The organism is Streptomyces bathyalis (genome assembly GCF_015910445.1).
In the GTDB taxonomy this organism is placed as follows: Bacteria; Actinomycetota; Actinomycetes; order Streptomycetales; family Streptomycetaceae; genus Streptomyces; species Streptomyces bathyalis.
Genome location: NZ_CP048882.1, coordinates 80,861 through 106,949 on the forward strand (window position 1 = coordinate 80,861; position 26,089 = coordinate 106,949).

Sequence of the window (26,089 nt, forward strand, 5' to 3'; positions counted from 1 at the left end):
GCCGGCGCCGCTGCCGCGAAGACGCAAATCGCAGCGCCCCTCAGCCGGGCGGAATCGGTACGTGCACCTCGACGGGCTGTCCGTCCCACGAGACGGCAACGGTGCCCGGCAGCGGTTGCCCGCGCTCGGCCGCCATCAAGAACTCGGTGGTCTCCCCCGGCCACACCACGGAGTTCTCCGGAACACCGCGGGCGGACGACGGGAGATTGGCGCGGCCGACGCGGACGCCGGTGAGCGTCTTGTTGCCTGTGTTGCGCAGAGCGAAGCTGTGCCGCCCGAGACGCTCGATGCGCCAGGGGCCTGCCGGCGCCTGCTGCTGTGGCGGCACCGAGAGCGGCGGTGCGGCCGCCAAGGACCAGGAGGCCGTAAAAGGATCCTGAGAGCCGGCCGGGCTGCCGCCCGCCGGGGCACCTCCGACTGGGACCGGACCGCGCTGCTGCTGCGCCGGCGGCGGCCACTGCTGAGACCCGTATCCGCCGGGCGGACCAGCGGGCCCGGTGCTCGGAGGAGGAGATCCGTATCCGCCGGGCGGACCGGCAGGCCCGGTGCTCGGAGGAGGAGATCCGTATCCGCCGGGCGGACCGGCAGACCCGGTGCTGTAGGGAGGCTCGGGGTCCGGCTCGTCGGCGTCCTCGGGGACGGCCTCATCCGGGACGGCCGCAGCCCGGACGACCTCATCCCGTGAGTACCGCGGAGGCGGTGGCTGCCCACCGTCAAAGGACGGCTCCGGCTCCTGAACGGCCGCGGGCCGGCGGCGTGACGAATCCGGCGCCGCCGGCCAGGCCACCGCGCTGATCCGGAAGAGAACATCCTCCATGACGAGCGTGCGCCGCTCGGCCGTCTCGATCTGCCGTCGCAGCAACTGCGATGTCTCTGCCTGCAGTTCGTTCTGCCGGCGCAGATCGCGCCGCTGGCTCATGCCCTGTGCGATCGCGTAGCACGCCATGCCGAACGTGACCACGGTGCTGCCCCACGTCGCGGCGTCACCGGCCTCGAGCGCCAACCACCTCATGGCTCAACTCTATTGACCCGCGGGCACGTTGCGTGCGGGCACCTGCCCCACGGCCGATGCCGCTGTGCTCCCGGTCAGCGGTTGAGCTCCTTGCGGCTCACCCGGCGCAGCCGGCGACGCTGCGAGGGGTCGAGCGCCAGGTAGGCGATCGCGGGTACGCCGACGATCACCGCGAGGGCGATCCAGAACGACGTGAGCCACCACAGGAGAAGCCCCACAGTCACGCCACCGACGGCGATCTTGCCTCTGTTGGTCATTGTCGTCCTCCTTCAGGGCGGGTCTGCCCGACCGCCTCTATCCATTAGAACTCCGACTCGGGCTTTCGGGTTCCTTCGTGACCCCGCTCTTTCGCGCCTTGAAGCCGCCCCGACCTCCCCGAAACAAGCTATTCAAACTTGATGAATAGACCGATGACCCCGGTCTCGCTTACGCGTGCACCCCGAAGCACGACGAACCCGGCCGGGGCGAGAGAGCCTGAGCCCTGCTCGCCCCGGCCGGGGAAAGCGCCTTCGGTGCGGGACGCGGCGCTGTCTGCCGCCTGGGCCACGACCCCGCAGGGAGGCTGTACTGCGGGGTTACGCGTTCTGTTCCAGCACCGGCAGGTAGCCGCTGGTCTGACCTTCCTCCGTCGGGTGGTAGGACTCCCCGACCGGGAAGGTGACGCTGTGCAGCCACGAGTCGCCGGAGCAGATCTCATGTCCGGTGAAGGCGCCGGTCACGTCGCCGAACGTGAAGCCGTGATCGGCCGCGCGCTTGGCGATCGTGTCGTTGAGGACGTCGGCCGCGGAGTTGATCGCCGCGCGTGACGCCTCGCTGATGCCGACGGAGCATTCGCCGTCCAGCTTGTATATGCGGGGGTAGCCCATCACCACGACCTTGGCGGAGGGCGCCTTGTCGCTGATGGCGTTGTACACGGAGTCGAGCTTGCCGGGCAGGGTGCCCGAGATGTAGCTCTTCGCCTCGTCGATCTTCTCCAGGCACACGCTCTCGCCCTGCAGCACACATGCCTGCATGGTGTCGGCGAAGCCCGCGTCATTTCCTCCGATGCTGATGCTCACCAGGCCGGTCGAGGAGTTGACCGGCCCCAGCTGGTTGTTGAGCACGTCATCGGTGACGGCTCCGGAGCATGCCGTGAAGTCGAACGAGGCAGGCGAGTTGGCCGCGCTCCACTGCTGGGAGTAGGCCTTGGAACTCCGCTTGCAGTCGCCGCTGTCGCCGTAGTCGCCCGCTCCGAGACCGGAGGAGTAGGAGTCGCCCAGGGCGACATACGCCGGGGCCGCGTCCTGCGCGGCGGCGGGCACGGCCCCGGTAAGAGTGATCACTCCGAGCGACGACGCCACGGCAGCGCCCGTGGTCGTCCATCTGCGTGGCTTCATGGAACCTCTCATGGTGGGGGGAGACATGGAGGGTGCTTTTGTCATGTACAGAGGTATCAGCCGCCGGGCTCAACTGGAAGTGCTCATGTCAAGAAAGCTGCAGAAAGTGTGATCGGGCTTGCACAGCAGGGGTGTTGACGAAGCTCGGGGCACGAACCCCGCCTTCACGGATCGGATCGGCGGTCAGAACTCCGGGACGCGGTACCGGAAGTTAGCTTCCACCAGGCGAAGATCCCTACACGCGAAGGGAGTTGGGGGGTTACGCGCGTAGGCGCGGAAGGAATGCAGCCGCCGTCAGGAGTGCGGAGAAGTTGGCAGCGAAGCGTCACGTGTCCCGTCCTCGGGCCGGGGGCCACAAATGTACGCGGACACACCGCCGGGCAGGGACCGCACCCCCACGTGACGGCGGCCCTGCCCGGGGCTGGCTCTATGCGATTGTGCGTACCGTGCCGGTGTGCGGTGGTTCCGCGGCTAGGCGCCGCGCTTGAATCCCACACCCGCGTAGCCGCGGTGATCGATGAGTTCGTCCTCGCCGGGAACGGGACCATCTGGACGCCACAACGGCGGCTTCACCAGGCCCGGTTCGATGAGCTCGAAGCCCTTGAAGAACGGCATGACTTCGTCGTAGCTGCGAAAGATGAGCTGCGCGGTCGAGCCCTTGTACACCTCAGAGGCCTTCGCCCCCGCCTCACCGTCGTCGAAGTCGGAGGTGATGTGCGACAGGATCAGGCAACTTCCCTGCGGCAGACGGCTGGTGAGGGCCGAGACGATCTTGCCGGGTTCCTCGTCGTCGCGGATGAAGTGCATCACCGCGACGAGCATCAGGGCGACCGGCCGGTCGAAGTCGATGAGGTCCCGCGTGGTGGGATGGTCGAGGATCGCATCGGGTTCGCGGAGATCGGCCAGTACGAAGCTCGCATTGCCCGAGTTGGTCAGCTTGGCGCCCGCGTATGTCGCCACGATGGGATCGTTGTCGACGTAGGCCACGCGGGTCTCGGGTGCGACGGCGCGCGCCACCTCGTGCGTGTTGGGCGAGGTGGGGATGCCGGTGCCGATGTCGATGAACTGCCGGATGCCGCTCTCCACCACCGTACGTACCGCGCGGTGGTGGAAGTCCCTGTTCCCCTGGGCGGTCGGACGGATGAACGGTGCATGCCCGAGGACGCGCTCGGCGGCTTCCCTGTCGACCTCGTAGTTGTCCAGGCCGCCCAGGTAGTAGTCGTACATCCGGGCCGGATGCGGCGTGGTGGTGTCGATCTGCTCAGGGCTGAAGCCCATCTCCGACACGTCGTCCTCCATGTTGGTCCTGCAGTTCAGGCGAGCAGAAAGTCGGCATCTCCCGCCTGAACGCCCTGAATGAACTTCTTGATCTCGTGGGGGGTGTAGATGAGGGCCGGCCCGTCGGGGTCCGTGGACTGACGCAGGGCCACCCGCCCGTCATCCAGCTTCAGAGCCTCCACACAGCTGCCGCCGTTGCCACCGCTCCAGGGCTTGTGCCAGCCCTCCGTGCCGAGATTCTTGGCGGGCATCCCGTTGTAGATACGACCCATGGTTCAGATCTCCTTGCGCATTGCACTGAGCATCGCCTCCGTCCGCGACACGGGTGCGGCCTGGGCACACATCCGGTCCAGTGCCTCCAGAAAGGTCGTCACGTCGTCGCGCTGGTCGAAGTAGACGGCCCCGACCAGGCTCTCCGCGCATGCGACATCCGGCAGTTCGTCGATGGGGAAACGGAAGAGGTGGAACGGCCCGTACATCGCCGGATGGGGCCCGGCGCTGAACGGCATGATCTGCAGCCGCACGTGCGGGCGCCGGCCTGCCTCGATGAGGACGTCGATCTGCTCACGCATCACCTCGGACCCACCGAGGGAGCGGCGCAGCACGGTCTCGTCCATCACCACCCACAGCATGGGCGGTTCGTCGCGGTCGAGGACGGCTTGACGCTCCATCCGCAGCGCGACCTGCCGCCGGATCTCCTCCTCCGGCGCCTGGGGCATCCCCGAGCGCAGCACTGCTCTTGCGTACCCCTCGGTCTGCAACAGCCCCGGCACGTAGTGCGGTTCGTACGCGCGGATGCTGTGCGACTCGCTCTCCAGGCTGACGAACGCGCTGAACCACTCGGGCAGCACGTCGCGGTAGCGGTGCCACCAGCCGGGCTGGTTGGCCTGGCGCACCAGGGCGAGGAACTGTTCGAGCTCCGTCGGGTCGGTCACGCCGTAGGTCTGCAGAAGCTTCTCGACGTAGAGGACCTTCAGGCCGACTTCGGCCTTCTCCATCCGCCGGACAGTGGCGTGAGTGACGTCGAGCGCCTGCCCTGCTTCCTCGTACGACAGGCCGCACTTCTCCCGCAGGTGCTGCAGGCGCCTTCCCAGAACCACCCGCAGAACGGTGGGCGCCCCACCGCCCGTCCGCGAGTCCACCACTATCGCTCGCCTCCAACTCCTGGCATGGGCAAGCAGTTTGGCATGGACGCCTTGTCGGACGACAGCCTGACTCGAACGATTCTGTAATTTGCAGACTGATCCTTGCCAGGTGTGACTGAACAAGCTCATAGTGGAGCTGTGGCTTCCCCCCATGACGCCCTGTCTTTAGAAGATCGGCCCTCAGCTGTGTCGGTACGCCCGCTCCGGGACGCGTTCCGTCTGCCCGCCCTCGACACCTCGGTGTCGCGCGCGCGAAGACGAGTTCTCGACCGCCTGCACGAATGGCGAGTCGATCAACAGGCCTGCGAGGACGCACAGTTGCTGGTGTCCGAGCTCTTCACCAACGCTGTGCGCCACACCGGCAGCGACAAGGTGAGCTGTGAACTCTGGCTGGTGGGCCTGCGGTTGTGCCTCGAGGTGACCGACCAGGGCGGAGGTCCCGACCCGCTCCGGCCCCGCCCGGGCGGCCCGGTGGACTCTGACGGGGAAAGCGGACGCGGCTTGCTGCTGGTCAGCGTCCTCGCAGACGACTGGGGCATCCGCCGCAGTCTCGACGGCGGCCCCGACAGCGGCCACGCGGTGTGGGCGGAACTGACCTGTTCCCTCAACCCGAGTGAGGACTGAGGGCGCCACCGTCATGTGGCCGGCTCCGTCGCTCGCCGGCTGCCACAGCGCAGCGCCACCGCCCCGGCACGGGGGGCGGTGGCGCTGTGCTGTGCAAGGGGCGAGAAACCCGGTGCCCGCGCACTCGCCCGTCGGTTACGCTCACGGGCATGGACAGCATCTACTGGCACGCGGTCACACCGCCTCCCGCGTCCCGCTGAGGGCGCACTGATCCACGGGCGCGAGCCACCACGCTCCGCCCGCTCCCCGGCAGTCCGGGCTCTCCCCGGCGGGCCGCTCGACGCGGCGCCGCCACCGGGGTCTCCCCGCCCGCTGCCCATGGCTGTTGCGCCCTTCCGATGACCGTCATCACCGGCCTTCAACGGATCAGGACGCGAACCGCATGTCTTCCTTCTCTGCCAGTTCGTCCTCGCACGCGTACCCGCATGCCGACGCACCCGCCCCCCGGCCGCCTTCGTCCGAGGGCGCGCCCTCGAAGGCCCCCGCCCGGCGCGGCGGAGGCGGGTCTGTGCTCGTGGTCGCCGCGGCGACGCTGTGGGGCACCACCGGCACGGCCGCGAGCTTCGCCCCCGCCTCGGCGTCACCGCTCTCGACAGGCGCCGCCACCATGGGCGTCGGCGGTCTGCTCACCTTTCTGATCGCGGGACGCTCGGCGCTCCGCGTGCTGCGCGCCCGGCGGCCTGTGTCACTGTGGGCGCTCCTGGGGGGCGTCGCAGTCGCCGTCTATCCCCTTGCCTTCTACTCATCGATGGACCGGGCGGGAGTGGCCGCCGGCACGGTGGTGACCATCGGCTGCTCGCCCGTCTTCGCTGCCCTGCTGGAGCGGCTGCTGGTGGGTGTGCGGCTGACGCTGCGCTGGCTCGCCGCGACCGTGTCCGCGGGTGCGGGGTGCGCGCTGCTGGCACTGACGGCGGGGGACGGGGCGCAGACCGGACACGACGTGCCCGGCGGCGTCGCGCTGGCTCTCCTCGCCGGAGCGTCGTACGCCGTCTTCACCTGCTACGGGGCACGCATCATCCGCGCGGGACACACCTCCCGCGCGGCGATGGGCAGCCTCTTCGGACTGGGGGCTCTCGTCCTGCTCCCCGTGCTGGCCCTCACGGGCGGACCGTTGCTGAGCGCGCCGCGCGGCGTGCTGGTCGCCGCATATCTGGCGGTGGTGCCGATGTGCGTGGCCTACGTGCTCTTCGGCGCCGGTCTGGCCCGGGTCACGGCGGGCGCGGCGACGACGCTGTCGCTCTTCGAGCCCGTGGTCGCCGCGGCTCTCGGCGTGGCCGTCGTCGGTGAGCGCCTCGGCGCTTGGGCGTGGACGGGCACTGGACTGGTCCTGGGCGGACTGCTGGTGCTCACGGTGTCCGTGCGGATGCCCGGCGCGCTGCGGCGGAGGGCGACCGGACGGATTCTCCGGGAGGCACCTTCGTCCCCGGAGACGGACAACTGATCACGCACGTGTGGGCGGCGGGGCTCCGGATGGTCCGGTGCCCCGCCGCCAACAGCCGCCTCCGCGCCGCTACTTCTCCACTGCTGACGCGTCGCGCTCCGGCGCCTTCTCGGAGGTCCCGTCGGACTCTTTCAGGCCGTGCCTGCGCTGGAGCAGGATCCCGAGGACGAGCACGACGGCCGCCACCACGACCGACATGATCATCTGCTGCCGGCCCTCGGAGTCGTAGAACATGTAGCCGATGACGAAGAGCATCAGCGCGATCGTCGCGTACGTCAGATACGGGAACAGCCACATGCGCACGGTGTGCCGCTCCGGCATCTCCCGCTCGATCAGTGGCCGCATCCGCAGCTGCGAGAAGCAGATGACGAGCCAGACGAAGAGCGCCACCGCTCCGGAGGAGTTCAGCAGGAACTGGAAGACGGTGTCGGGAGAGGTGTAGTTGAAGATGACGGCGACGAATCCGAAGGCCACGGAGGACCAGATGGCCGTGGCCGGCACACCCCTCTTGTTCACCTGCGAGAACGACTTGGGCGCATCACCGCGGCGGCCCAGCGAGAAGGCCATCCGCGAGGCGGTGTAGAGACCGGAGTTGAGGCAGGAGAGCACCGCGGTCACGACGATGACGTCCATGATCGTGCCCGCATGCGGGATGCCGAGCTGGTCCAGGGTCGCCACGTACGGGCCCTTGTCCACGATCGCCTTGGAGTCCCACGGCACGATCATCACCGCGAGGATGATCGAGCCCAGGTAGAAGGTGCCGATGCGCCAGATGACGCTGTTGGTCGCTCGGCGCACCATCTTCTCCGGGTGGGCCGACTCCCCGGCGGCGAGCGTGACGATCTCGCTGCCCATGAAGGAGAAGACGACGAGCAGCATGCCGGAGAGGATCGCTCCCGGTCCGTTCGGCAGGAACCCGTCGTGTGCCGTCAGGTTCGATGCCCCGGTGGCCTCGGTGCCCGGCAGCAGCCCCAGGACGCCGAGGGCCGCGAGCACGATGAAGGCGACGATCGCCACGACCTTGATCCCGGCGAACCAGAACTCGAACTCGCCGTATGAGCCGACGGACGCGAGGTTCGTCGCGGTCAGCAGCACCATCACGATCAGCGCCCATGTCCACTGCGGTACGGCGGGCACCCAGGCGGTGAGGATGGTCGCCGCAGCCGTGGCCTCCACGGCGAGCACCACGACCCAGAACCACCAGTAGAGCCATCCGATGGTGAAGCCTGCCCATCGTCCGAGGGCGCGGTCGGCGTACGTGGAGAAGGAGCCCGAGGAGGGGTCGGCCGCCGCCATCTCTCCCAGCATCCGCATCACGAGGACGACGAGCAGCCCTGCGACGAGGTAGGAAACGATGATTCCCGGGCCGGCCTTCGCGATCCCCGCGCCGGAACCCACGAACAGGCCCGCGCCGATGATTCCGCCGATCGCGATCATCGACAGATGCCGGTTCTTGAGGCCTGCTCTCAGTGAGTCCTGCTCCGCGGGCCCATCGGCAGGCGCATGCCCTGAGCGCTTGCCATCCGCACTCTCAGTTACATTCGACGGTCGCATGCCCATTGCTTAGTTCCTTTGTTTCCCTGGGCAATTCCTTGAACTGAGATTCCATTCAAAGGTTCTGCCAAGGAATTCTCTGCGGACTGAGTCAGTGGGCCACTGAACCGCCAGGAAGACCGGAAGGTCAATGTGATCTGTGTCACTGTCACGGACGGTGAATGTGTGGCTCCCCAGAGGTGTCGTGACTTGCGGAGCTATCGCGCGGAGCGAGACATTCCGCCTCGGTCGGTATCGCCCGGGCATCCGCATTCCGTCGGCGGTACCTCGCCAGGCGGACACGTGGAACACAGGCGCACGGCGAGGCGTTGAAATACCAGATCTCGACGAGGCGGACAAAAGGGATGGAGGCATGGCCCATGGACACCGAGCCACGGGGCCGCAGCGGGAACGGGGACGAACAGGAGAGCGGGCAGAACTGGGACGAGGGGCTCGACCTGGATGAGAACTTCATCCGGGGCGCCGAGGTGAAGGAGCCGGCAGCGCGGACGCGGATGCTGCGGGAACGCTGGCGGCAGAGCCCGCCCGAACCGCAGCCCTGGCGGGCGGACGCTCCTCCCGCCGGGTGGTTCTTCAGCAAGAGCCGGCGCAGAGCGCGCAAGCGGCGCCGCGGCAACGACGACTGACAGACCAGCCACAACGCCAAGGACCCTTGCCCTCGCCGCCGCGCGGCCGGTGGGCCAAGACGGGTGCGTCCGTGCCCGTCCTCACTGCGCCTTGAACGACTACTGCCCGGCGTGCTCCGTGGCGGGCAATTCCGGGGAATCCCCTACACGCGACCCTTCTTTACCAGCCGGACCATTCCGGTCAGGGGTCTGATGGGCGGAGAATGTCCGTATCGATAGCAGTATGAACCGAGACATCTGCCCCTCCGGCTCCCGAAATTCGTACGTTCTTGCGATACTTACGGGCCGGTCACCACCCGCCACCGCGGTCGAAAGGCGAAAGGCCTGGTCATGACAGACAGCACCCTCGGCGAATCCGTCACCTCGCCGTCCGCCGACATCCCTCTCAGCCGCGACGATCTGCTGGACCGGGCGCAGCCCTACCGCCGCGAGCTGCTGGCTCACTGCTACCGCATGATGGGCTCGGTCCACGACGCCGAAGACCTCGTGCAGGACACGTATCTGCGCGCATGGCGCGCCGCTGACCGCTTCGAGGGCCGCTCGTCGCTGCGTACGTGGCTCTACAGGATCGCGACGAACGCGTGCCTGACCGCCATCGAGAGCCGGGGACGCCGGCCCATGCCGTCCGGGATCGGCGCGCCCAGCGACGACCCGGAGCGACCCGTGGTGGAAGCACCGGAGGTTCCGTGGCTGGAGCCCGTGCCTGACACGATGTTCCGTGGTGAGCAGCCCTCGGACCCGGCAGCGGTCGTCGTCTCACGCTCCAGCATGCGGCTCGCCCTCGTCGCCGCCCTGCAGCATCTGCCGCCGAGGCAGCGGGCGGTGCTGCTGCTGCGCGAGGTCCTCAAGTGGCGGGCCGCCGAGGTCGCCGAACTTCTCGACACCTCCACGGCGAGCGTCAACAGCGCCCTGCAGCGCGCACGTGCGCAGCTGCAGCAGGCCGCGCTGACGGAGGACGAGCTGTCCGAGCCGACCGATCCCGCCCAGCGCGAGCTTCTCGACCGCTACGCCAAGGCGTTCGAGAACACCGACGTCACGGCGATCGTCCAGCTCTTCAAGGAGGACGCGGTCTGGGAGATGCCTCCGTTCCCGGAGTGGTTCCGCGGCCGCGATGCCATAGCGCGCCTCATCGGCGCGCAGTGCCCTATAGCCCCCGGCGAGGGTCTGATGATCCCGACCGCTGCCAACGGCCAGCCCGCATTCGCGCTCTACAGCCGGCACGAGGGCGGTGACTACAAGCCCTTCCAGCTGCAGGTGCTCGGGATCGAGGACGGCCACGTGGCGCACGTGGGTGCCTTCTTCGGTGACGAGCTCTTTCCCCTGTTCGGGCTGCCGGAGTCCGTGCCCGCGGACGCGGCCGCGCGCTGAGCGCCTGCCGCCCTCCGCGGGCACGGCGCGGAGGTGAGCGGCGGGCGCTCAGGCACCGAGCAGATGGTCCATGGCGAGCTGGTCGAGGCGTTCGAAGGCCATGCCCCGCTGCGCGGCCGCATCCGGGTCGAAGTCCTCGAAGGCGGAGCGGTCCGCGAGGAGCCGGCCGGGCGTCTCGCCCGGTTCCAGGGTCGGCAGGGTGAGCTGGTCGAGCCGTGAGTCACGCAGCGCCTCCTGCACGGCCGGGTCGGCGCGGAATGCTGCGGCACGCTCCCGCAGGATCAGATAGTTGCGCATGCAGCCGGCCGCCGACGCCCACACCCCGTCGTAGTCCTCGGTGCGGGGCGGCTTGAAGTCGAAGTGGCGGGGTCCTTCGTAGCCTCCGCTCTCCAGCAGATCCACCGTCCAGAACGCGGCCCGCAGGTCCCCCGCCCCGAAGCGCAGATCCTGGTCGTACTTGATCCCGGACTGGCCGTTGAGGTCGAGGTGGATGAGCTTCCCCGACCACATGGCCTGCGCGATGCCGTGGGGGTAGTTGAGGCCCGCCATCTGCTCGTGGCCGACCTCGGGGTTGACGCCGAACAGCTCCGGCCGCTCCAGCCGGTCGATGAACGCCAGGGCGTGGCCGACGGTGGGCAGCAGGATGTCGCCGCGGGGTTCGTTCGGCTTGGGCTCGATGGCGAAGCGGAGGTCGTATCCCTGTTCGGTGACGTACTCGGCGAGGAGGTCGAACGCCTCCTTCATGCGGTCCAGCGCCGCCCGGATGTCCTTGGCCGCACCGGACTCCGCCCCTTCGCGGCCGCCCCAGGCCACATACGTCCTCGCGCCGAGTTCGGCGGCGAGATCGACGTTGCGCATCGTCTTGCGCAGGGCGTATCGGCGCACGTCGCGGTCGTTGGCGGTGAAGGCACCGTCCTTGAAGACCGGGTGGGAGAAGAGGTTGGTCGTCGCCATGGGGACGACCATGCCGGTGGCTTCCAGGGCCTGCCGGAACCTCTTGATGTGGCCCTCGCGCTCGGCAGGCGCGGAGCCGTGCGGGATGAGGTCGTCGTCGTGGAAGGTGATTCCCCAGGCGCCCAGTCCGGCGAGCCGGTGCACGGCCTCGACCGGGTCGAGGGGGGCGCGGGTCGCTTCGCCGAACGGGTCGCGTCCCAGCCAACCCACCGTCCACAGACCGAAGCTGAACCTGTCCTCCGGCGTCGGCGCGTAGTTCATTCCGCCGCCCTCTCCCCGTGGCGCTTCCTCGCGCACACGGCTATTAGTCATGACCGTTGACAAATTAGTATGCGCCCAGGGCCGCAGCGTGGGAAGAGGCCGCGAAGAAGGAGGCTGAGGGGTTTCATGTCCGCACCAGAGGGACCGTTCGTCATCGGCGTGGACAGCTCCACGCAGTCGACCAAGGCACTCGTCGTCGATGCCGCCACCGGCGAGGTCGTCGCCCGCGGCCAGGCGCCGCACACCGTCACTCCGGGGCCGGGCCACGAGAGCGATCCGCAGGAGTGGTGGCAGGCGCTGGGCACCGCTCTCGAGCAGTGCGGCCGTGCGGCGCAGGAGGCTTCGGCGGTGTCCGTCGGCGGGCAGCAGCACGGGCTCGTGACACTGGATGCGGACGGACGGCCGGTGCGTCCCGCGATGCTGTGGAACGACGTGCGCTCCGCGCCGCAGAGCGACCGGCTGATCGCACAACTGGGCGGTCCGGCCGCGTGGGCCGACCGGTTCGGCAGCGTGCCCGCACCGGCCTTCACCGTCACCAAGTGGGCGTGGCTGTGCGAGAACGAGCCCGAGGCCGCCGCCGCCACGGCAGCGGTCAGGCTGCCGCACGACTATCTGACGGGGCGCCTCACCGGCGAGGGCACGACCGACCGGGGCGATGCCTCCGGCACCGGCTGGTGGGCGAGCTCGACCGGCGCCTACGACGGGGACATGCTCGAACTCATCGGCCTCGCACCGCAGTTGCTGCCGCGCGTGACGACGCCGGGCGAGGCGGCGGGCACCGTACGGCCCGGGCTGCCGGTGCCTGCGGGCGCGCTGGTTGCGGCCGGCACCGGCGACAACATGGCCGCCGCACTCGGGCTGGGACTGCGTCCGGGGCAGCCCGTACTGAGCCTGGGCACGTCGGGAACGGTGTACGCGGTCTCCTCGCGGCGGCCCACCGATCCGACCGGCACTGTCGCGGGCTTCGCCGACGCACGCGGCGACTGGCTCCCGCTGGCCTGCACCCTCAACTGCACGCTCGCCGTCGACCGCGTCGCCGCACTGCTCTCCCTGGACCGCGAGGCCGTCGAAGCCGGCGGCGAGGCGGCGCTCCTGCCGTTCCTCGACGGGGAGCGCACGCCCAACCTCCCCTACGCATCAGGGCTGTTGAGCGGCCTGCGTCATGACACCACCGCGGGCCAGATCCTGCAGGCCTCCTACGACGGGGCGGTCTTCGCGCTGCTGCGGGCACTCGACAAGGTGCTGGAGGAGGAGAACGCCGACGAGAACGCACCGCTGCTGCTGATCGGCGGCGGCGCGAAGGGCACCGCCTGGCGCGAGACGGTGCGGCGCCTGTCGGGCAGGCCGGTGCAGGTGCCGCGGGCCGAGGAGCTCGTGGCGCTGGGGGCGGCGGCCCAGGCGGCGGGGCTGCTCCTGGAGGAGGACCCGGCAGCAGTGGCGCGGCGCTGGGGCACCGCGGACGGCCCTGCCTACGAGGCCGTCCCGCGGGACGAAGCCACTCTGACCCGTGTCGCGGACACCCTCGCGGGTGCGGATACTCTGCTCCGGCAGCGCTGACACCCCCGCCGCGGACCGTCCGGCCCGGCGAGCGGTACGTCGATTCGACCCGGAGGAACGGACGTTAGGTTCATGGCAGTCCCGCCCAACTCGCAGCAGGAGATGCGTCAGCGCAATCTCTCGCGTGTGCTGTACGCGGTGGCCGCCGCCGGTCCGGTGTCGCGTGCCTCCATCGCCGCGAGGATCGGGCTGACGCGTGCCTCTGTCTCCACGCTCGTGGAAGAGCTGCTGCGCGCGGGCTTCCTCGTCGAGCTGGGTCCGGGACGTTCCGGCGGCGTGGGCAGGCCCGGCAACGCGCTCGCCCTCACCGGCATGGGCCCGTGCGGCATCGGTGCCGAGATCGGCGTCGATCATCTGACCGTGTGCGCCGTCGACCTCGGAGGCCGGGTCCGGGTCCGTGAGGGCGATGAGAGACCCAACGGCGAGGCCGGGGCCGACTCCGTGCTGCGGCGGCTGAATTCGCTCCTCGACCGCGTCGTCACGGATGCCGGCGCCGCGGGGCTGCGCCCGGCGGGCCTGGCCGTCGCCGTGCCCGGGCTCGTCAGCCGTTCGTCGACGAACGTGGTGCGCGCGCCGAACCTCGGCTGGCACGACACGGACCTCGCGGCGCATCTCGCACCGGCAGGACCACCGCTTCCGCTGAGGGTGGAGAACGAGGCCAACTTCGCTGCGCTGGCGGAGCTTTGGCTCTCGGGAGAGAGCACGGCACGGCGTGACTTCATCCATGTCTCGGCCGAGGTCGGCATCGGTGCCGGGGTCGTCCTCGACGGTGAACTCCTGCGCGGCACCAGGGGGTTCGCCGGGGAACTGGGCCATGTCCCGGTGCAGCCCGACGGGCCGCGCTGCGCGTGCGGCGGCTCCGGATGCCTCGAACAGTACGCCGGAGAGGCGGCGTTGCTGCGCGCCGCGGGCATCGCGGTACGCGGCGCCGGCGGGCGCACCGCGGCGCTGGCACGGCTGCGCGCCCGGGCCGAGGACGGCGACGAGGCCTCGCTGCGGGCTCTGCGCCGCGCGGGCAAGGCACTTGGCATCGCGCTGACCGGCGCGGTCAACCTCCTCGATCCGCGGGCGGTGCTGCTCGGCGGCGCCCTCGCCGGGCTGGCACCGTGGCTACTGCCCCCGCTGGAGCGGGAGTTGCGGCAGCGCACGGCGGCTCCGGACGCGGTGCCCGAGGTAGCTGTCTCGGCTGTCGGCAGCGACGGTCCGTCACTGGGCGCGGCGCACTCGGTCGTACGGTCCGTGCTCGACGACCCGTTGCCGTACGCCGTCGCGCGCTGAAGCCCGAGTACCGCACACGTCCGTACGGACGGCCGATGAGCTGGGGCAAAGGTCTCTGGCGTGCCCTCCGGCACCGACCAGCTCGTCAACTTCGCCGTCGCAGTTCAGCACTTCGGGCGAATACCCGGGTGATGCCCTGCCGTGCGGAGGCGGCGGCCCACATGCTCGATCATGTGACACGACGCCACAGATGGCACCGCGCAGCATCAACCGCCGTGGCCGGTGCGGCACTTGCTCTGACGTGCAGCGCACCCGCGGCGGCCTGGTCCTCCCCGCCGCCGGCCGGAGCGGACGACGGCACCGGCCGGATACCCACACCCCGCGTGGGCGATGTCCCGGAGCGCGTGAACAGCGTCCCGGAGCGCGTGAACGACGTCCCGGACCGCCTGCCCGAAGGCCTCGGCCTCTCACTCGAAGCGGCCGGTGCCCGGATCGAGCTCTCGGCGCACGGCGGCAGGTGCCACGTCGTGTCGCTCACCGTCGTCGCGGCCCACCTGCGGCTGGCGCTGGCCGCACGGCACTGCTCCTGGGAGTGCACGTGCGAGCCCGAAGTTCCGCCCCCTCCCGTCCCGACGCCCACGCCCACACCCACTCCGCCGCCGTCCCCCAGCACGCCCCAGCCGACACCGTCCTCCGCCGCCCCGCGGCCGACTCCCAGCGACGAACCACAGGCTCAGGCCCCGGTCGTGCACCGCTCGCCGCGCCCCGCACACGTACCGCCTCCCAAGACGCGGCAGCACCCACCCGAGACGGCACCCGCCCCCTCCCCCGCTCCCACTCACTCCCGTCTGACCGCACCCGCGCGCCTCGAACCGGTCCCCCGGAGCGACACCGCCCGGCTGCCGCTCACCGGCCGCCTTCTGCTGCTCGTGGCTCCCGCGGTGCTCGCCGCAGCAGCACTGCGCGCCCGCAGCCGCTCCGGCAACTCGCAACGTGGCGGCGCCGGTTCGGGCTCACCCCCGTCGTCGTCCCCCTTCGGCCGATGAGTGAAGGCGCCCGCCCGGCGCCTTCACTCCCCCGTCCGCTGTCCGTCCCGTCGATCACCCGGGAGTGCAACCGTGCCCGAATGGCTGGTCCTCATCCTCGCGATCCTCACCGCTTGCGCCGCCGTGACCTGGGCCGTCGTGCTCCGGCAGCGGCGCGCGGACGGTGACGACCCCTCCGAAACCCCCGACGTGATCGAGTACATGACGATGATGACCGGGGTCGTGTACGCGATCGTGCTCGGCCTGGCCATCGCGGGCGTCTGGGAGGCACGCAACGTCGCCGACGGCGTGGCCACCGACGAGGCACAGGCCCTCCACGAGGTCCATGAACGCGCGCGTGCCGTGCCCGCCGTCCATCGCGAGCGGATCAGGTCGGACGTCGCCGCCTATGTGCATCACACCGTCGCCACGGAGTGGCCCTACATGGTCGAGCATGGCCGGCTCACCCCTCACGGCGGCAAGTTGCTGGCGGACCTGCGCAAGGACGTACTGGACTGGGAGCCGAGCACGGCACGCGAGGAGCAGGCCTACGCGGCACTGGCGGACAGGGTCGCGGCGGTCGACGCCGCACGCACCAGCCGTGCGGGCAGTGCGGAGCCGACTCTGCCGGGCGTCGTCTGGCTGGGACTGTTCGCCGGTGCGGTGGTGTCGGTCGGGATGCTCTTCGCCCTGCAGATCCAGCGATCGACGAGAGAGCTGCTGCTGGCCGGTATCTTCACCGCGCTGATCGCGTTCCTGCTCTTCCTCGTGCGGCATTTCGACGAGCCGTTCGCACGCGGCCTGACCGATCCGGCCGGAGCGTTCACAGCGCTCTTTCCCCAGGCAGGCGGCAACGTCACAGCCGGATGAGATGCTGACGGTTCCACGTCGGGATCGTCTGAGGAGAACCGGGTGTCACTGCTCCTGCCCGCGCTGCACACCGAGTCCAGCCGCATTGCGCTGCGCTTCGGTGAGCGTGCCCTCAGCTACCGGCAACTCGCGGCCGCGGCGGGCGAGATGGCCACCCGCATCGGTGACGCGGGACGGATCGCGGTGTGGGCGACCCCCACCCTGGAGACGGCCGTCGCCGTCGTGGGCGCGCTGCTGGCCGGAATTCCGGTGGTGCCGGTCAACCCGCGCAGCGGCGAGCGCGAGCTGGCGCACGTCGTCGCCGACAGCGCACCCGCCATGGTTCTGGCAGAGCCGGACGCCGAGCTGCCGGAGGCACTGGCCGCGGTTCCCCGCACGGACATCGTCGTCACGGCGGAAGCCGATGCCACAGCGTGGAACCTCGCACCCGAGCCCAACGCCGAATCGCCGGCGCTCATCGTCTACACCTCCGGCACCACCGGACCACCCAAGGGCGTCGTCCTCTCCCGCCGAGCCGTCGCCGTCACACTCGACGCGCTGGAGGACGCCTGGCAGTGGACGGGCGACGACGTCGTCGTGCACGCGCTGCCGCTGTTCCACGTGCACGGCCTGATCCTGGGTGTCCTCGGGCCTCTGCGCCGCGGCGGAAGCCTCCACCACCTGGGGAGGTTCTCCACGCAGGGAGTGGCGGACGCTCTCACCGGGGGCGGCACCATGCTCTTCGGCGTGCCCACGATGTACCACCGGCTGGCCGATGCCCTGGATTCCGAACCCGGGCTCGTTGAGGCGCTCTCCGGCGCGCGGCTGCTCGTCTCCGGCTCCGCTCCGCTGCCGCTGGACGACCACCGGCGCATCACGGCGGCGACGGGCCGCCACGTCATCGAGCGCTACGGGATGACAGAGACGCTGATGAACACCAGCGTGCGCGCCGACGGGGAGCCCCGCCCCGGCACCGTCGGCGTGCCGTTGCGGGATGTCGACCTGCGACTCGTCGATGACGCGGGCAAACGGATCGGCACGGGCGGCGAGGAATCAGCCGAGGGCACGGACGTGGTGGGGGAAGTGCAGGTGCGCGGCCCCAATCTGTTCACCGAATACCTCAACCGCCCGGACGCCACAGCCGGAGTCTTCGACGGCGGCTGGTTCCGCACGGGCGACATGGCCACGCGGGACGCGGACGGCTACGTGCGGCTGGTGGGGCGGAAGGCCACCGACCTCATCAAGAGCGGCGGTTACAAGATCGGTGCGGGCGAGATCGAGAACGTGCTGCTGTCGCATCCGGGGGTCGCGGAGGCCGCCGTCACCGCCGCACCGGACCCGGATCTCGGCGAACACGTCGTCGCCTGGATCGTGCCGGCCGACCCGGCGTCGCCGCCGCCAGCCGAGGAGCTGGCGGATTTCGTCGCCGGGCAGCTCGCCCCGCACAAGAGGCCCCGCAGCGTGCACTTCCGGGATGCCCTGCCCCGCAACGACATGGGCAAGATCCTCAAGCGGGAACTGACCGGCCCGCCGGAGCCGTCCCAGCCCGCTGACTGATCTCGCGGGGGCCGGTTGAGCCCGAGGCAGCGGCCTGCCACCGAGGGCCACATTCGGAGCGGTGAACACGCGACGGAAGTTGCCACGGCAGATACCTTCGGCCGACTGACCCGCCGCACCGGCGTTCCTAGCCTGCGATCATGAAGAAACTTCTGGAGTTCCTCGCGTTCATCCTGATCGCGCAGGGCGTCGGGGCCGTCGCCCATCACTTCTTCGGCTGGTTCAAGCTGTGGGGCCTGGTGCACCGGATCGGATTCCTGAGCGGCTACGAGGTCTTCGCCGGCATCACGCTGATCGTGCTGGGCGTGGCGGTCGGCGGCGCCTCGGAGAAGGTGGCGCGAGCGGTGCGGTGACGCGGGTCGACGCAATGATCAGGTGGTCCCTTGCGCACCGTCCGGCCCGAGTCCGCGGCCTTCGAGCCAGCGCAGCTGATGGAGGGTCTGCGAGCCCCGCCCTCCGCCGTGGTCGCCGAACTGCCAGACCACGACCTCCTTGTCGGAGTGCGCGTAGTGGTTGTACGCGGCGAAGCCGGTGGACGGCGGGCAGACGGGGTCCATCAGAGCGACGCTGAAGAGCGCGGGCACCGCGGCACGCCGGGCGAAGTGCAGCCCGTCGAAGTAGTCGAGCGTGGAGAAGACACTCTCGGGGTCGTCACGCATGTGGACTCCGAGATAGTGCGCGATCTCCGGGTACGGGCCGGCCACGGCGAGCTCGGCGCCGCGCCGGATGTGGCACAGGAAGGGCACGTCGATGAGTGCCGCCGCGACCTCCGTCCCGGCGAGGGCTGCGACTGCGAGGGCCAGACCGCCTCCCTGACTGTGGCCGGTGACGATCACGCGAGCCGGATCGACCGCGGGGTGGCCTCGCACGGTCTCGGCCGCCCGCACCGCGTCGGTGATGAGACGGCGGTAGTAGTGATGTTCGGGGCCGTCGATGCCGCGGGTCATGAAGCCGCCCACGTAGTGCGGTCCCGGAACCGGATCGGGGTCGGGGGTGGCGTGGCCCTGGCCCCGGCTGTCGACGACGAGGTGGGCGTAGCCCGCCGCGCTCCACAGCAGATGTTCCGTGTGGAGTCCTCTTCCGCCGCCGTAGCCGATGTAGTTGACGATGGTGGGCAGCGGTGCGTCCGCGCCCCGCGGCACCAGCAGCCACGCCGCCACGGGCTGCCCGTCCCAGCCCGGGAAGCGCACGTCGTGGACGTCCACGGTGCGCAGTGGGGAGTCCGTGATGCGTGGGAAGGTCGGGGGCGGTGCCGCGCGTGCCGCTTCCCGGGCTGTGGAGAGGGTGCCGGCCCAGAAGTCCTCGAAGTCCTCCGGTGCGGCGGTCTCGGGCCGGTAGCTGCGCAGTTGCTCCAGCGGCATGTCGGTCAGCGGCATGTGTCTCCTCGGCGAACGCTCCGGCCGTCCACGTGCCCGGCCAGCAGGTCACAGCATCGCACGGCACACGGCGGCCGCCCGGCGACGGCCTCTTCACTCTGTTCATCACCCATGACAGCCCGCGACGGTGGTATCCGTGCCACATGGACTGGTTTGCGGCATCCGACTACTGGCTGACCCGGCTCGTGCTCCAGAGGGCACTGGCCGGCATCTATCTGGTCGCTTTCGTCTCGGGAGCGCTGCAGTTCCGGGCGCTGATCGGTGAGCGCGGCCTGACGCCGGTGACGCGGTTCGTGCGGCATGCGCCCTTCCGCGCCTTCCCGAGCCTCTTCCAGTGGCGCTGCTCCGACCGGCTGTTCGCATGCGTGTGCTGGGGCGGTGCGGCGCTGTCGGCGGCGATCGTGGCGGGTGCCGCGGACGCCGTGCCGTTGTGGGCGTCGATGCTGATGTGGGCCGTGCTGTGGCTCGCGTATCTCTCGATCGTCAACGTGGGGCAGATCTGGTACAGCTTCGGCTGGGAGTCGCTGCTGCTGGAGGCCGGCTTCCTTGCGGTGTTCCTCGGCAACGACGAGATCGCTCCGCCTGTGCTCGTGCTCTGGCTGCTGCGCTGGCTGGCCTTCCGGCTGGAGTTCGGCGCGGGGCTGATCAAGTGGCGCGGTGACCGCTGCTGGCGGGAGCTGACATGCCTGGACTACCACCATGAGACGCAGCCGATGCCGGGTCCGCTGAGCTGGTTCTTCCACCGGCTGCCGAAGCCGCTGCACCGCGTGGAGACGGCGGCCAATCATGTGGCCCAACTGGTGGTGCCCTTCGGGCTGCTGATGCCGCAGCCGGTTGCCACGTTCGCGGCAGCGATCGTCATCGTCACCCAGCTGTGGCTCGTGCTGTCCGGCAACTTCTCGTGGCTGAACTGGCTGACGATCGTCATCGCCCTTGCCGCCGTGGACAGTTCGGCCTTCTCCGGGCCGCCGCCGTCCTTCGCCGCGCCGCCGTTGTGGTACGTGGTGGTGGTCTGCGCCGTCACGGCGCTCGTACTGGCGCTGAGCTATTGGCCCGTGCGCAACATGATCAGCCGGGGCCAGCAGATGAACGCCTCCTTCAACTCCCTGCATCTGGTGAACACTTACGGTGCCTTCGGCAGCGTCACCCGGGTGCGGCACGAGATCGTCCTGGAGGGCACCGACGAGGAAGCGCCCGATGGGGAGACGGTCTGGCGGGAGTACGACTTCAAGGGCAAGCCCGGTGATGTGAGCCGTCTGCCGCGCCAGTTCGCTCCGTACCATCTGCGCCTGGACTGGCAGATGTGGTTCGCCGCCCTCTCCCCCGCGTATGCGGCCGGCTGGTTCGAACCCTTCGTGGCCCGCCTGCTCGAGGGTGACCGCGACACGCTGCGGCTGCTGCGCCGCAACCCCTTCCCGCACGAACCGCCCACGCACGTACGGGCGTTGCTGTACCGCTACCGGTTCACGACACGCGAGGAGCGGCGCGAGACGGGCGAGTGGTGGCACCGCACTCTGGTGCGCGAGTTCCTGCCGCCCGTGCGGGCTGCGACGGACGCGGACCGGGCGCGTTAGGCACGGGCCCGCGGCCGGGAAGGATCGGCGGCCGCCTGCCGCTTGGACGGTGCGGGAATGCGTCCTTCCCGGACCCCGCGTCCTATCGAGGAGGGCCCCACCGACCCGCCGAGGGCAACGGCCGGCGGGGCCCATCTCCGGTGCGGATGAAGTCGGGGAGGACCGGGCCGCACCGGATGGCTGGAATCGTGCGCCTTGTCCTGTTTGCCGTCAACGTCAGCGGCAGAACTTTCATAATCCGTTACGGACGACGGCCGGGATGCACCGAAGCCCTCCCGACGGCCGAGTGGGGAGGGCTTCGGCTGATTGATCACCGGGCGCGTCGTCACGGTGGTAACGGTGTGCCCCGGCGGGCCGGTTGAGCCTTCCGCATGGCGACCTCCTCGCTGCAGGACACGACTCGCCACCTTGGCGGGTTCGCTCGGTCTGGAGGGCTCTCACTCAGAGTGCGCCATGATGATGTCGGTGACCGTGCTCATCTGGTCGCGGCCCTCCCGGATCTGCTGGTTCATCAGGACCTCGTCGCCTTCGGCGCAGTGGTCCGCGGCGTTCGCGTAGTGCCGCAGGCCGGCCCGCCATGCACGCGCCCCCTCGTACGCGTCCGCCTCATCGGCGCGCACCGGAAAGCCCTTCCCCTGGCGCATCTTCTCGACCAGGGCCTGAAGCGTGATGCAGGCCCTGGGGTGCGGACCCGTCTTCAGGTCGGTCAACAGAGCCTGAAGGGACGTCAGTTGATCCTGCTGGCCGTCCAGCCACTGGCCGATCAATGTGCCGTACGCGGGACCGGACGGCTTGACCCCGGCCGCCTTCGGCTCACCTCTGCCGGCGCTCCCGCATCCGGCGAGCAGGAGGCCAACGGCAAGTGCGAGCCCCACGTGGGCAGTTCGCGTTCTCATCGTCAGCGCCCCTCTCCGGAGCCATGGACCCGGCCCGCCGTCGTACATGTCCCGCACCCTGGGGGAACGGTGCCGGTACCCCGCGGCGACGGACCGGGAGACGGAGAACCCCACCCGGCGGACGGGATGAGGCCCGGGCCGGAGTGGGGGGTGATGCCGAGAGTGCGCCCGTGATGTCTGGAAAGCAAGCTATCGGCTTGAACTTTCACATTGTCGCGATTTCATCCGGTGGGGCGCCTACTTGCGGGGCGGGAGGTGCCACAAGTGGGCCGCAAAAGGCGAGGCCCCGCCTGCTCCCCCCACAGGAGCAGACGGGGCGCCCCCGCTCGCCACCCCCCACGGGAGCGAACGGGAGTACAGGGCCGGTCGCCGAGCCCTGGTGACCACTGATGTCGAGAGTGCGCTCGCATGTCCTAATTGCGCAAGATGCCGGAGGGTCACATTTTCGCCACGCAGTCCTTCCGGGGTCATTCGCCCGGTCGCCTGGGCGTTTAAGGCGGTGCCACGGTCGCGGTCTGCTGAGGGACCGGCAGCTCACGGACCGATCGCCGCCCCGGGGGGCGCGTGGGTGAGGCCGCCGATCTGACAGCTCCGTGACGTCTGCTCTGAGGAGCCGCTGCGACGCTGGTCAGCGCCCTACGGTGAGCAGGTGACGACCTCGACCCGCATCGACAGGCCGGACAACGGCAGCGGACGCCCCGGAGCCGGCGCGGTCGGTACCGAAGCCCGTTCCGGGACGGGCCGCCGCAGCACCGTCGCCGACCTCTGCGCGGTGGCGGCTGCCGCAGTGCTCCTCGCGGCGGCGGCGCTCGTGGGGCGCGCATACGACGACAGTGCCGGCACGCTGCGGCTGCGCTGGCCGCCTCTCTACGCGTACTGGATGCCGCATGCGGGACCCGGCACCGTACTGGCGCCCGCCGTTGCCGTGCTCGTCATCGCCTACGGGCCCCGCCTGGCCGGGGCCCTGCCCTGGCGCGCACTGCTGCCCGCGGCGTGGGCCGGCGGGATGGCGTGGAGCTGGTCGCTGACGCTGGTGGACGGCTGGCATCGCGGGGTCGCCACGCGCCTCACGACGGGCTATGAGTATCTGCAGTCCGTCGGAGACGTCGACGACATCGGTGCGACGCTGCGTGGCTTCACGGCGCGCATCCTCATGGGCGCGCCGGACAACTGGCCCCCGCATGTCGCGGGCCATCCGCCCGCGGCGCTGCTGACCTTCGTCGGGCTCGACCGGATCGGACTCGGCGGCGGCGTCTGGGCCACCGTCTTCGTCATCACCGCCGGATCCTCCGCGGTCGCGGCTGTGCTGGTGACCGTCCGCTCACTGGTCTCGGAGCAGGCCGCCCGCAGCTGCGCCCCTTTTGTGGTGCTCGCACCCGCCGTGGTGTGGACGGGTGTCTCGGCCGACGGCTACTTCACCGCGGTGAGCGCCTGGGCGCTGGCGTTGCTCGCCCTGTCGGCGACGCGGAGCGTACGGGCCCCTGCGTGCGCCGCGTTGGGCTCGGGACTGCTCTTCGGTCTGACCTGCTATCTGTCGTACGGGCTGATCCTGATGGGGTTCCTCGCCCTGGCGGTGCTGGTCGCGGCGCGTGCGGTGCGTCCCGTTCCCCTGGTGCTGCTGGGCATGGCGCCGTGGTTCGTACTCTTCACTGCGGCCGGGTTCTGGTGGTTCGAGGGCTGGTCCACCCTCGTCGAGCGCTACTACCAGGGGGCCGCAGCGGTGCGCCCATATAGCTACTTCGTCTGGGCGAACCTGGCGGCGCAGACCGCAGTGGCAGGCCCTGCCGTCGTCGCTTCACTGCGCAGGGCGGGGGCCGCCGCCATTGCTCACCGGGCCGGCAGGAACCGTGGGGGTAGCGGGGCAGCCGGCGTCGAGGGGACGGGCCCGGCTGCACGCGCCGCCCTGCTGCTGCTCGTCGCGGGTGGCGTGTGCTGCGTCCTGGCCGCGGACCTCTCGGGGATGAGCAAGGGCGAGACGGAACGCATCTGGCTGCCGTTCACCCTGTGGCTGCTACCGGCGACGGCGCTGCTGCCGCAGTGCGGCCGCCGCTGGTGGCTTGGGGCGCAGGCGGTCACCGCACTGACGGTCAATCACCTGCTGATCACCGGCTGGTGAGTACGGCCGAGAGGCCCGAACCGCTGCCTGGCCGCCAGGACGGACGCGCCGCGCCGGCGCGGCCGAGGGCCATGAACGGCCGCTCGCCGCACCGCCATTCCTCCACGACGCTCCAACCCGCTGCCTCCGCCTGCTCCCGGAGCGCTTCGCGGCCCAGCCTCGCCCACAGGAATGCGGGGCCCTGACCGCCGGTGCCGTCACAGAGGCGCACCTCGCTCCTCTCCTCGACCTCGTCGGACGAGGCCTCCGCGAACAACAGCCCGTCGGGTGCAAGGAGCTCACGTATGCGCTCCAGCAGCCTCGACGGATCGCCTCCGATGCCGATGTTTCCGTCCAGCAGCAGTGCGCTCTGCCAGCGTCCTTCACCCGGAAGCGGGTCGAAGACGGACCGCTGGAGAGCCGCGCCACCCGCCCCGCGCGTGCGGGAGATCGCGGCGGGAGAGGTGTCGACGCCCAGCGCGGGGACGCCCAGCCCCGACAGCGCGGCCACCAGCCGCCCGGGGCCGCAGCCGATGTCGAGAACCGCTCCCGTGCATCGCCGCAGGACGCTCATGTCCGCCCGGTCTGCCCGTGCGCACCACCGCTCCACCTCCAGCGGCAGCAGCCAGCCGTCGGGGCGCCGCAGGAACAGCGGACCACGGCCGGCGCGGAGCGCGTCGGCGTACGGGTCCTGCTCCGTACACCACGCGAGGGCGGGTGCGCTCACGGCGCCACCGCCCGGGTGAGATCCGCGTGCACGGAGGCGAAGCGTCCCGAGGAGAGTTCGGCGACGCGGGCGGCGTCGGCCGCGGTGTCCACGTCGCGGAGCACCGGCAGGTCCCGTACGGAAAGACTCGCCTCGATGAGCCGACGCCGCTGCCGCGTGCCCGTGTCCGCCCTGGACATCGGTACGCCCAGCACGAGTTCGGGCTGGGGGCGCGCCATGCCGAGTGCCCAGAAGCCGCCGTCGGCGGCCGGGCCGAACCAGGCGTCGCGCTCGTCCCACGGGCCGGAGTTCGTGGCGAGGGCGAGCAGGTCCGTCGTGATCTGGGGGGTGTCCATGCCGATGAGCAGCGCCGGGCCGTCGCACAGCCCGAACGCGGCCGCGATCCGCTCGTCGAGTCCGCCGCCGCGCTGCGGCACCACCTCGAACCCGGCGGGCAGCCAGGGTCCCGGCCGCCCGTCGAGCACGAGCACACGTCGGCGCACGTCCATACGCGCGACGGTCTCCAGGGTGTCCGCGAGCGAGGCCTCGGCCAACCGGGCCGCCTCCTCGGGACGGTACGGGGGCGTCAGCCGTGTCTTGACCCGGCCTGGCACAGGCTCCTTGGCGATCACGAGAAGTGTCGTGGGGGCGGGTGCGTTCGCGGCCCCCGGTCCCCCCGGTGCGGGGCGTCGATCGGGGCCGGTCCCGGAGCCTGACGCCGCTGCGGGCAGCGGCAGTCGCGCGGCGGTGAGCGCGGGTGGAGAGGCATCGATGGCGTCGCCGTGCAGGGCCCGGCTGCCGTCCTGGCCGCCGCCGGTCATCGCAGCACCGCCTGCATGTCGCGCACCGCATGCCAGGTGCCCAGCCAGGTGCCGGTCACCTTCGACTTGCCCGAACGAGGCAGGTAGTCGACCTCCGTCTCGTCGATGCGCCAGCCGGCGTCTGCGGCGCGCACCACCATTTGCAGCGGGTAGCCGCTGCGGCGGTCCGTCAGGCCCAGTTCGAGGAGCGCCTCGCGACGGGCAGCGCGCAGCGGACCAAGGTCGTGCAGCCTCACGCCGGTTCGGCGCCGCACCATGCGTGAGAGGGCGCGGTTCCCGAGGCGGGCGTGCAGCGGCCACGCCCCGCGCCGTGTCGGGCGACGCCGTGCCAGCACGAGGTCCGCCGTTCCCTCACGGACCGGCGCCGAGACGCGCGGCAGCATGCCCGGGTCCAGCGTGGCGTCGCAGTCGCAGAACGCAACGAACTCGGCCTCCGCTGCCAACAACCCCGCGTGGCAGGCCGCTCCGAACCCACGGCGCTCCTCGCGCACCACCCTGGCGCCGTAGTCGCGCGCGATGCCCGCGGAGCCATCGGTCGAGCCGTTGTCGACGACAATCGCCCGCCATCCGGCCGGAATCCGCTCCAGCACCCATGGCAGCGCTTCAGCCTCGTTCAGGCAGGGAAGCACCAGGTCTCCGTGCCAGGGCTGCGAGTTGGTGGTCATCTCCATCTGCCTCACCCTACGAGCCCATAACGGACATAAGGGATCGACCCACCTTACGGAAGGCTGACATCCGTGCCCGGGCGACGCCTCGACAGGGCCACCGCGCCCGGC

Annotated in this window: 25 protein-coding genes; 12 read left to right on the forward strand and 13 right to left on the reverse strand. The window is 70.5% G+C overall.

Going from position 1 to position 26,089, the window contains the following annotated elements; translation table 11 throughout:
- Window positions 1-40 precede the first annotated feature (40 nt).
- The 6 genes from G4Z16_RS00350 to G4Z16_RS00375 form a co-directional block, all read right to left on the reverse strand.
- Window positions 41-1,012: a hypothetical protein gene (locus G4Z16_RS00350; protein ID WP_197348592.1), complete on the reverse strand. Its 972-nt coding sequence runs from the start codon at window positions 1,010-1,012 to the stop codon at window positions 41-43.
- 74 nt (window positions 1,013-1,086) lie between these two features.
- Complete coding sequence (locus tag G4Z16_RS00355; protein WP_197348593.1) at window positions 1,087-1,269, reverse strand: hypothetical protein; 183 nt, start codon at window positions 1,267-1,269, stop codon at window positions 1,087-1,089.
- A 318-nt stretch (window positions 1,270-1,587) separates the two neighbouring features.
- Window positions 1,588-2,388 (reverse strand): SGNH/GDSL hydrolase family protein, encoded by an 801-nt coding sequence (locus G4Z16_RS00360; protein WP_197348594.1) that lies wholly within the window; start codon window positions 2,386-2,388, stop codon window positions 1,588-1,590.
- Window positions 2,389-2,859: 471 nt separating this feature from the next.
- Entirely contained in the window at window positions 2,860-3,687 is an 828-nt protein-coding gene (locus tag G4Z16_RS00365; protein WP_197348595.1) for an SAM-dependent methyltransferase, read from the reverse strand.
- Window positions 3,688-3,701: 14 nt separating this feature from the next.
- The gene (locus G4Z16_RS00370) at window positions 3,702-3,938 is read right to left on the reverse strand and encodes a DUF397 domain-containing protein (protein WP_037975153.1); all 237 of its coding nucleotides are present in this window, start codon (window positions 3,936-3,938) and stop codon (window positions 3,702-3,704) included.
- Window positions 3,939-3,941: 3 nt separating this feature from the next.
- The gene (locus tag G4Z16_RS00375) at window positions 3,942-4,766 is read right to left on the reverse strand and encodes a helix-turn-helix domain-containing protein (RefSeq protein WP_425508037.1); all 825 of its coding nucleotides are present in this window, start codon (window positions 4,764-4,766) and stop codon (window positions 3,942-3,944) included.
- A gap of 231 nt (window positions 4,767-4,997) precedes the next feature.
- On the opposite strand from G4Z16_RS00375, the gene G4Z16_RS00380 reads away from it, so the two are divergent.
- Together G4Z16_RS00380 and G4Z16_RS00385 are read left to right on the forward strand one after the other, a co-directional pair.
- Window positions 4,998-5,435 carry an ATP-binding protein gene (locus tag G4Z16_RS00380; RefSeq protein ID WP_246530584.1) on the forward strand — a complete coding sequence of 146 codons (438 nt, stop codon included), beginning with the start codon at window positions 4,998-5,000 and terminating at the stop codon, window positions 5,433-5,435.
- Between the two features lie 382 nt (window positions 5,436-5,817).
- The gene (locus G4Z16_RS00385; RefSeq protein WP_197348598.1) at window positions 5,818-6,876 is read left to right on the forward strand and encodes a DMT family transporter; all 1,059 of its coding nucleotides are present in this window, start codon (window positions 5,818-5,820) and stop codon (window positions 6,874-6,876) included.
- A gap of 69 nt (window positions 6,877-6,945) precedes the next feature.
- Here the strand turns inward: G4Z16_RS00385 and G4Z16_RS00390 are convergent, their stop codons facing one another.
- Window positions 6,946-8,436 carry an amino acid permease gene (locus tag G4Z16_RS00390; protein ID WP_197348599.1) on the reverse strand — a complete coding sequence of 497 codons (1,491 nt, stop codon included), beginning with the start codon at window positions 8,434-8,436 and terminating at the stop codon, window positions 6,946-6,948.
- Between the two features lie 353 nt (window positions 8,437-8,789).
- Here G4Z16_RS00390 and G4Z16_RS00395 point away from each other — a divergent pair, with 353 nt between their 5' ends.
- Both G4Z16_RS00395 and G4Z16_RS00400 read left to right on the forward strand, forming a co-directional pair.
- Complete coding sequence (locus G4Z16_RS00395; protein WP_197348600.1) at window positions 8,790-9,056, forward strand: SGM_3592 family protein; 267 nt, start codon at window positions 8,790-8,792, stop codon at window positions 9,054-9,056.
- 330 nt (window positions 9,057-9,386) lie between these two features.
- Window positions 9,387-10,424 carry a sigma-70 family RNA polymerase sigma factor gene (locus G4Z16_RS00400; protein WP_197348601.1) on the forward strand — a complete coding sequence of 346 codons (1,038 nt, stop codon included), beginning with the start codon at window positions 9,387-9,389 and terminating at the stop codon, window positions 10,422-10,424.
- Window positions 10,425-10,472: 48 nt separating this feature from the next.
- Here the strand turns inward: G4Z16_RS00400 and xylA are convergent, their stop codons facing one another.
- Entirely contained in the window at window positions 10,473-11,639 is a 1,167-nt protein-coding gene (gene xylA / locus G4Z16_RS00405; RefSeq protein WP_197354063.1) for a xylose isomerase, read from the reverse strand.
- A 126-nt stretch (window positions 11,640-11,765) separates the two neighbouring features.
- Between xylA and xylB the strand changes: the two genes are divergently transcribed.
- The 6 genes from xylB to G4Z16_RS00435 all read left to right on the forward strand — a co-directional run bounded on the left by xylB (window position 11,766) and on the right by G4Z16_RS00435 (window position 18,198).
- Window positions 11,766-13,196, forward strand: coding sequence for a xylulokinase (gene xylB, locus G4Z16_RS00410; RefSeq protein WP_197348602.1), 1,431 nt, complete (start codon window positions 11,766-11,768; stop codon window positions 13,194-13,196).
- Between the two features lie 72 nt (window positions 13,197-13,268).
- A complete protein-coding gene (locus G4Z16_RS00415) occupies window positions 13,269-14,474 on the forward strand; it encodes an ROK family transcriptional regulator (protein ID WP_197348603.1) in 1,206 nt (401 codons plus the stop codon).
- Window positions 14,475-14,797: 323 nt separating this feature from the next.
- Entirely contained in the window at window positions 14,798-15,460 is a 663-nt protein-coding gene (locus G4Z16_RS00420) for a hypothetical protein (protein ID WP_197348604.1), read from the forward strand.
- Between the two features lie 72 nt (window positions 15,461-15,532).
- Window positions 15,533-16,309, forward strand: coding sequence for a bestrophin-like domain (locus G4Z16_RS00425; protein WP_197348605.1), 777 nt, complete (start codon window positions 15,533-15,535; stop codon window positions 16,307-16,309).
- A gap of 42 nt (window positions 16,310-16,351) precedes the next feature.
- On the forward strand, window positions 16,352-17,845 hold the full coding sequence (locus tag G4Z16_RS00430; protein ID WP_197348606.1) for an acyl-CoA synthetase: 1,494 nt from the start codon (window positions 16,352-16,354) through the stop codon (window positions 17,843-17,845).
- 140 nt (window positions 17,846-17,985) lie between these two features.
- Window positions 17,986-18,198 carry a hypothetical protein gene (locus G4Z16_RS00435; protein ID WP_197348607.1) on the forward strand — a complete coding sequence of 71 codons (213 nt, stop codon included), beginning with the start codon at window positions 17,986-17,988 and terminating at the stop codon, window positions 18,196-18,198.
- A gap of 18 nt (window positions 18,199-18,216) precedes the next feature.
- Here G4Z16_RS00435 and G4Z16_RS00440 read toward each other — a convergent pair whose 3' ends face one another.
- Complete coding sequence (locus G4Z16_RS00440) at window positions 18,217-19,221, reverse strand: acetylxylan esterase (protein ID WP_197348608.1); 1,005 nt, start codon at window positions 19,219-19,221, stop codon at window positions 18,217-18,219.
- A 143-nt stretch (window positions 19,222-19,364) separates the two neighbouring features.
- Here G4Z16_RS00440 and G4Z16_RS00445 point away from each other — a divergent pair, with 143 nt between their 5' ends.
- The gene (locus tag G4Z16_RS00445; protein ID WP_197348609.1) at window positions 19,365-20,795 is read left to right on the forward strand and encodes a lipase maturation factor family protein; all 1,431 of its coding nucleotides are present in this window, start codon (window positions 19,365-19,367) and stop codon (window positions 20,793-20,795) included.
- Between the two features lie 437 nt (window positions 20,796-21,232).
- On the opposite strand, the gene G4Z16_RS00450 is transcribed toward G4Z16_RS00445, so the two are convergent.
- Entirely contained in the window at window positions 21,233-21,691 is a 459-nt protein-coding gene (locus G4Z16_RS00450; RefSeq protein ID WP_197348610.1) for a hypothetical protein, read from the reverse strand.
- Window positions 21,692-22,340: 649 nt separating this feature from the next.
- On the opposite strand from G4Z16_RS00450, the gene G4Z16_RS00455 reads away from it, so the two are divergent.
- A complete protein-coding gene (locus G4Z16_RS00455) occupies window positions 22,341-23,807 on the forward strand; it encodes a hypothetical protein (protein ID WP_197348611.1) in 1,467 nt (488 codons plus the stop codon).
- Here G4Z16_RS00455 and G4Z16_RS00460 read toward each other — a convergent pair.
- Genes G4Z16_RS00460 through G4Z16_RS00470 form a run of 3 tightly spaced genes read right to left on the reverse strand, consistent with a single transcriptional unit; the run spans window position 23,794 to window position 25,984 of the window.
- Complete coding sequence (locus G4Z16_RS00460) at window positions 23,794-24,513, reverse strand: methyltransferase domain-containing protein (protein ID WP_197348612.1); 720 nt, start codon at window positions 24,511-24,513, stop codon at window positions 23,794-23,796. The genes G4Z16_RS00455 and G4Z16_RS00460 overlap by 14 nt on opposite strands.
- On the reverse strand, window positions 24,510-25,313 hold the full coding sequence (locus G4Z16_RS00465; protein WP_197348613.1) for a TIGR04282 family arsenosugar biosynthesis glycosyltransferase: 804 nt from the start codon (window positions 25,311-25,313) through the stop codon (window positions 24,510-24,512). Before G4Z16_RS00465 ends, G4Z16_RS00460 begins: the two co-directional genes overlap by 4 nt.
- Complete coding sequence (locus tag G4Z16_RS00470) at window positions 25,310-25,984, reverse strand: glycosyltransferase family 2 protein (RefSeq protein WP_197348614.1); 675 nt, start codon at window positions 25,982-25,984, stop codon at window positions 25,310-25,312. Before G4Z16_RS00470 ends, G4Z16_RS00465 begins: the two co-directional genes overlap by 4 nt.
- Window positions 25,985-26,089 lie beyond the last annotated feature (105 nt).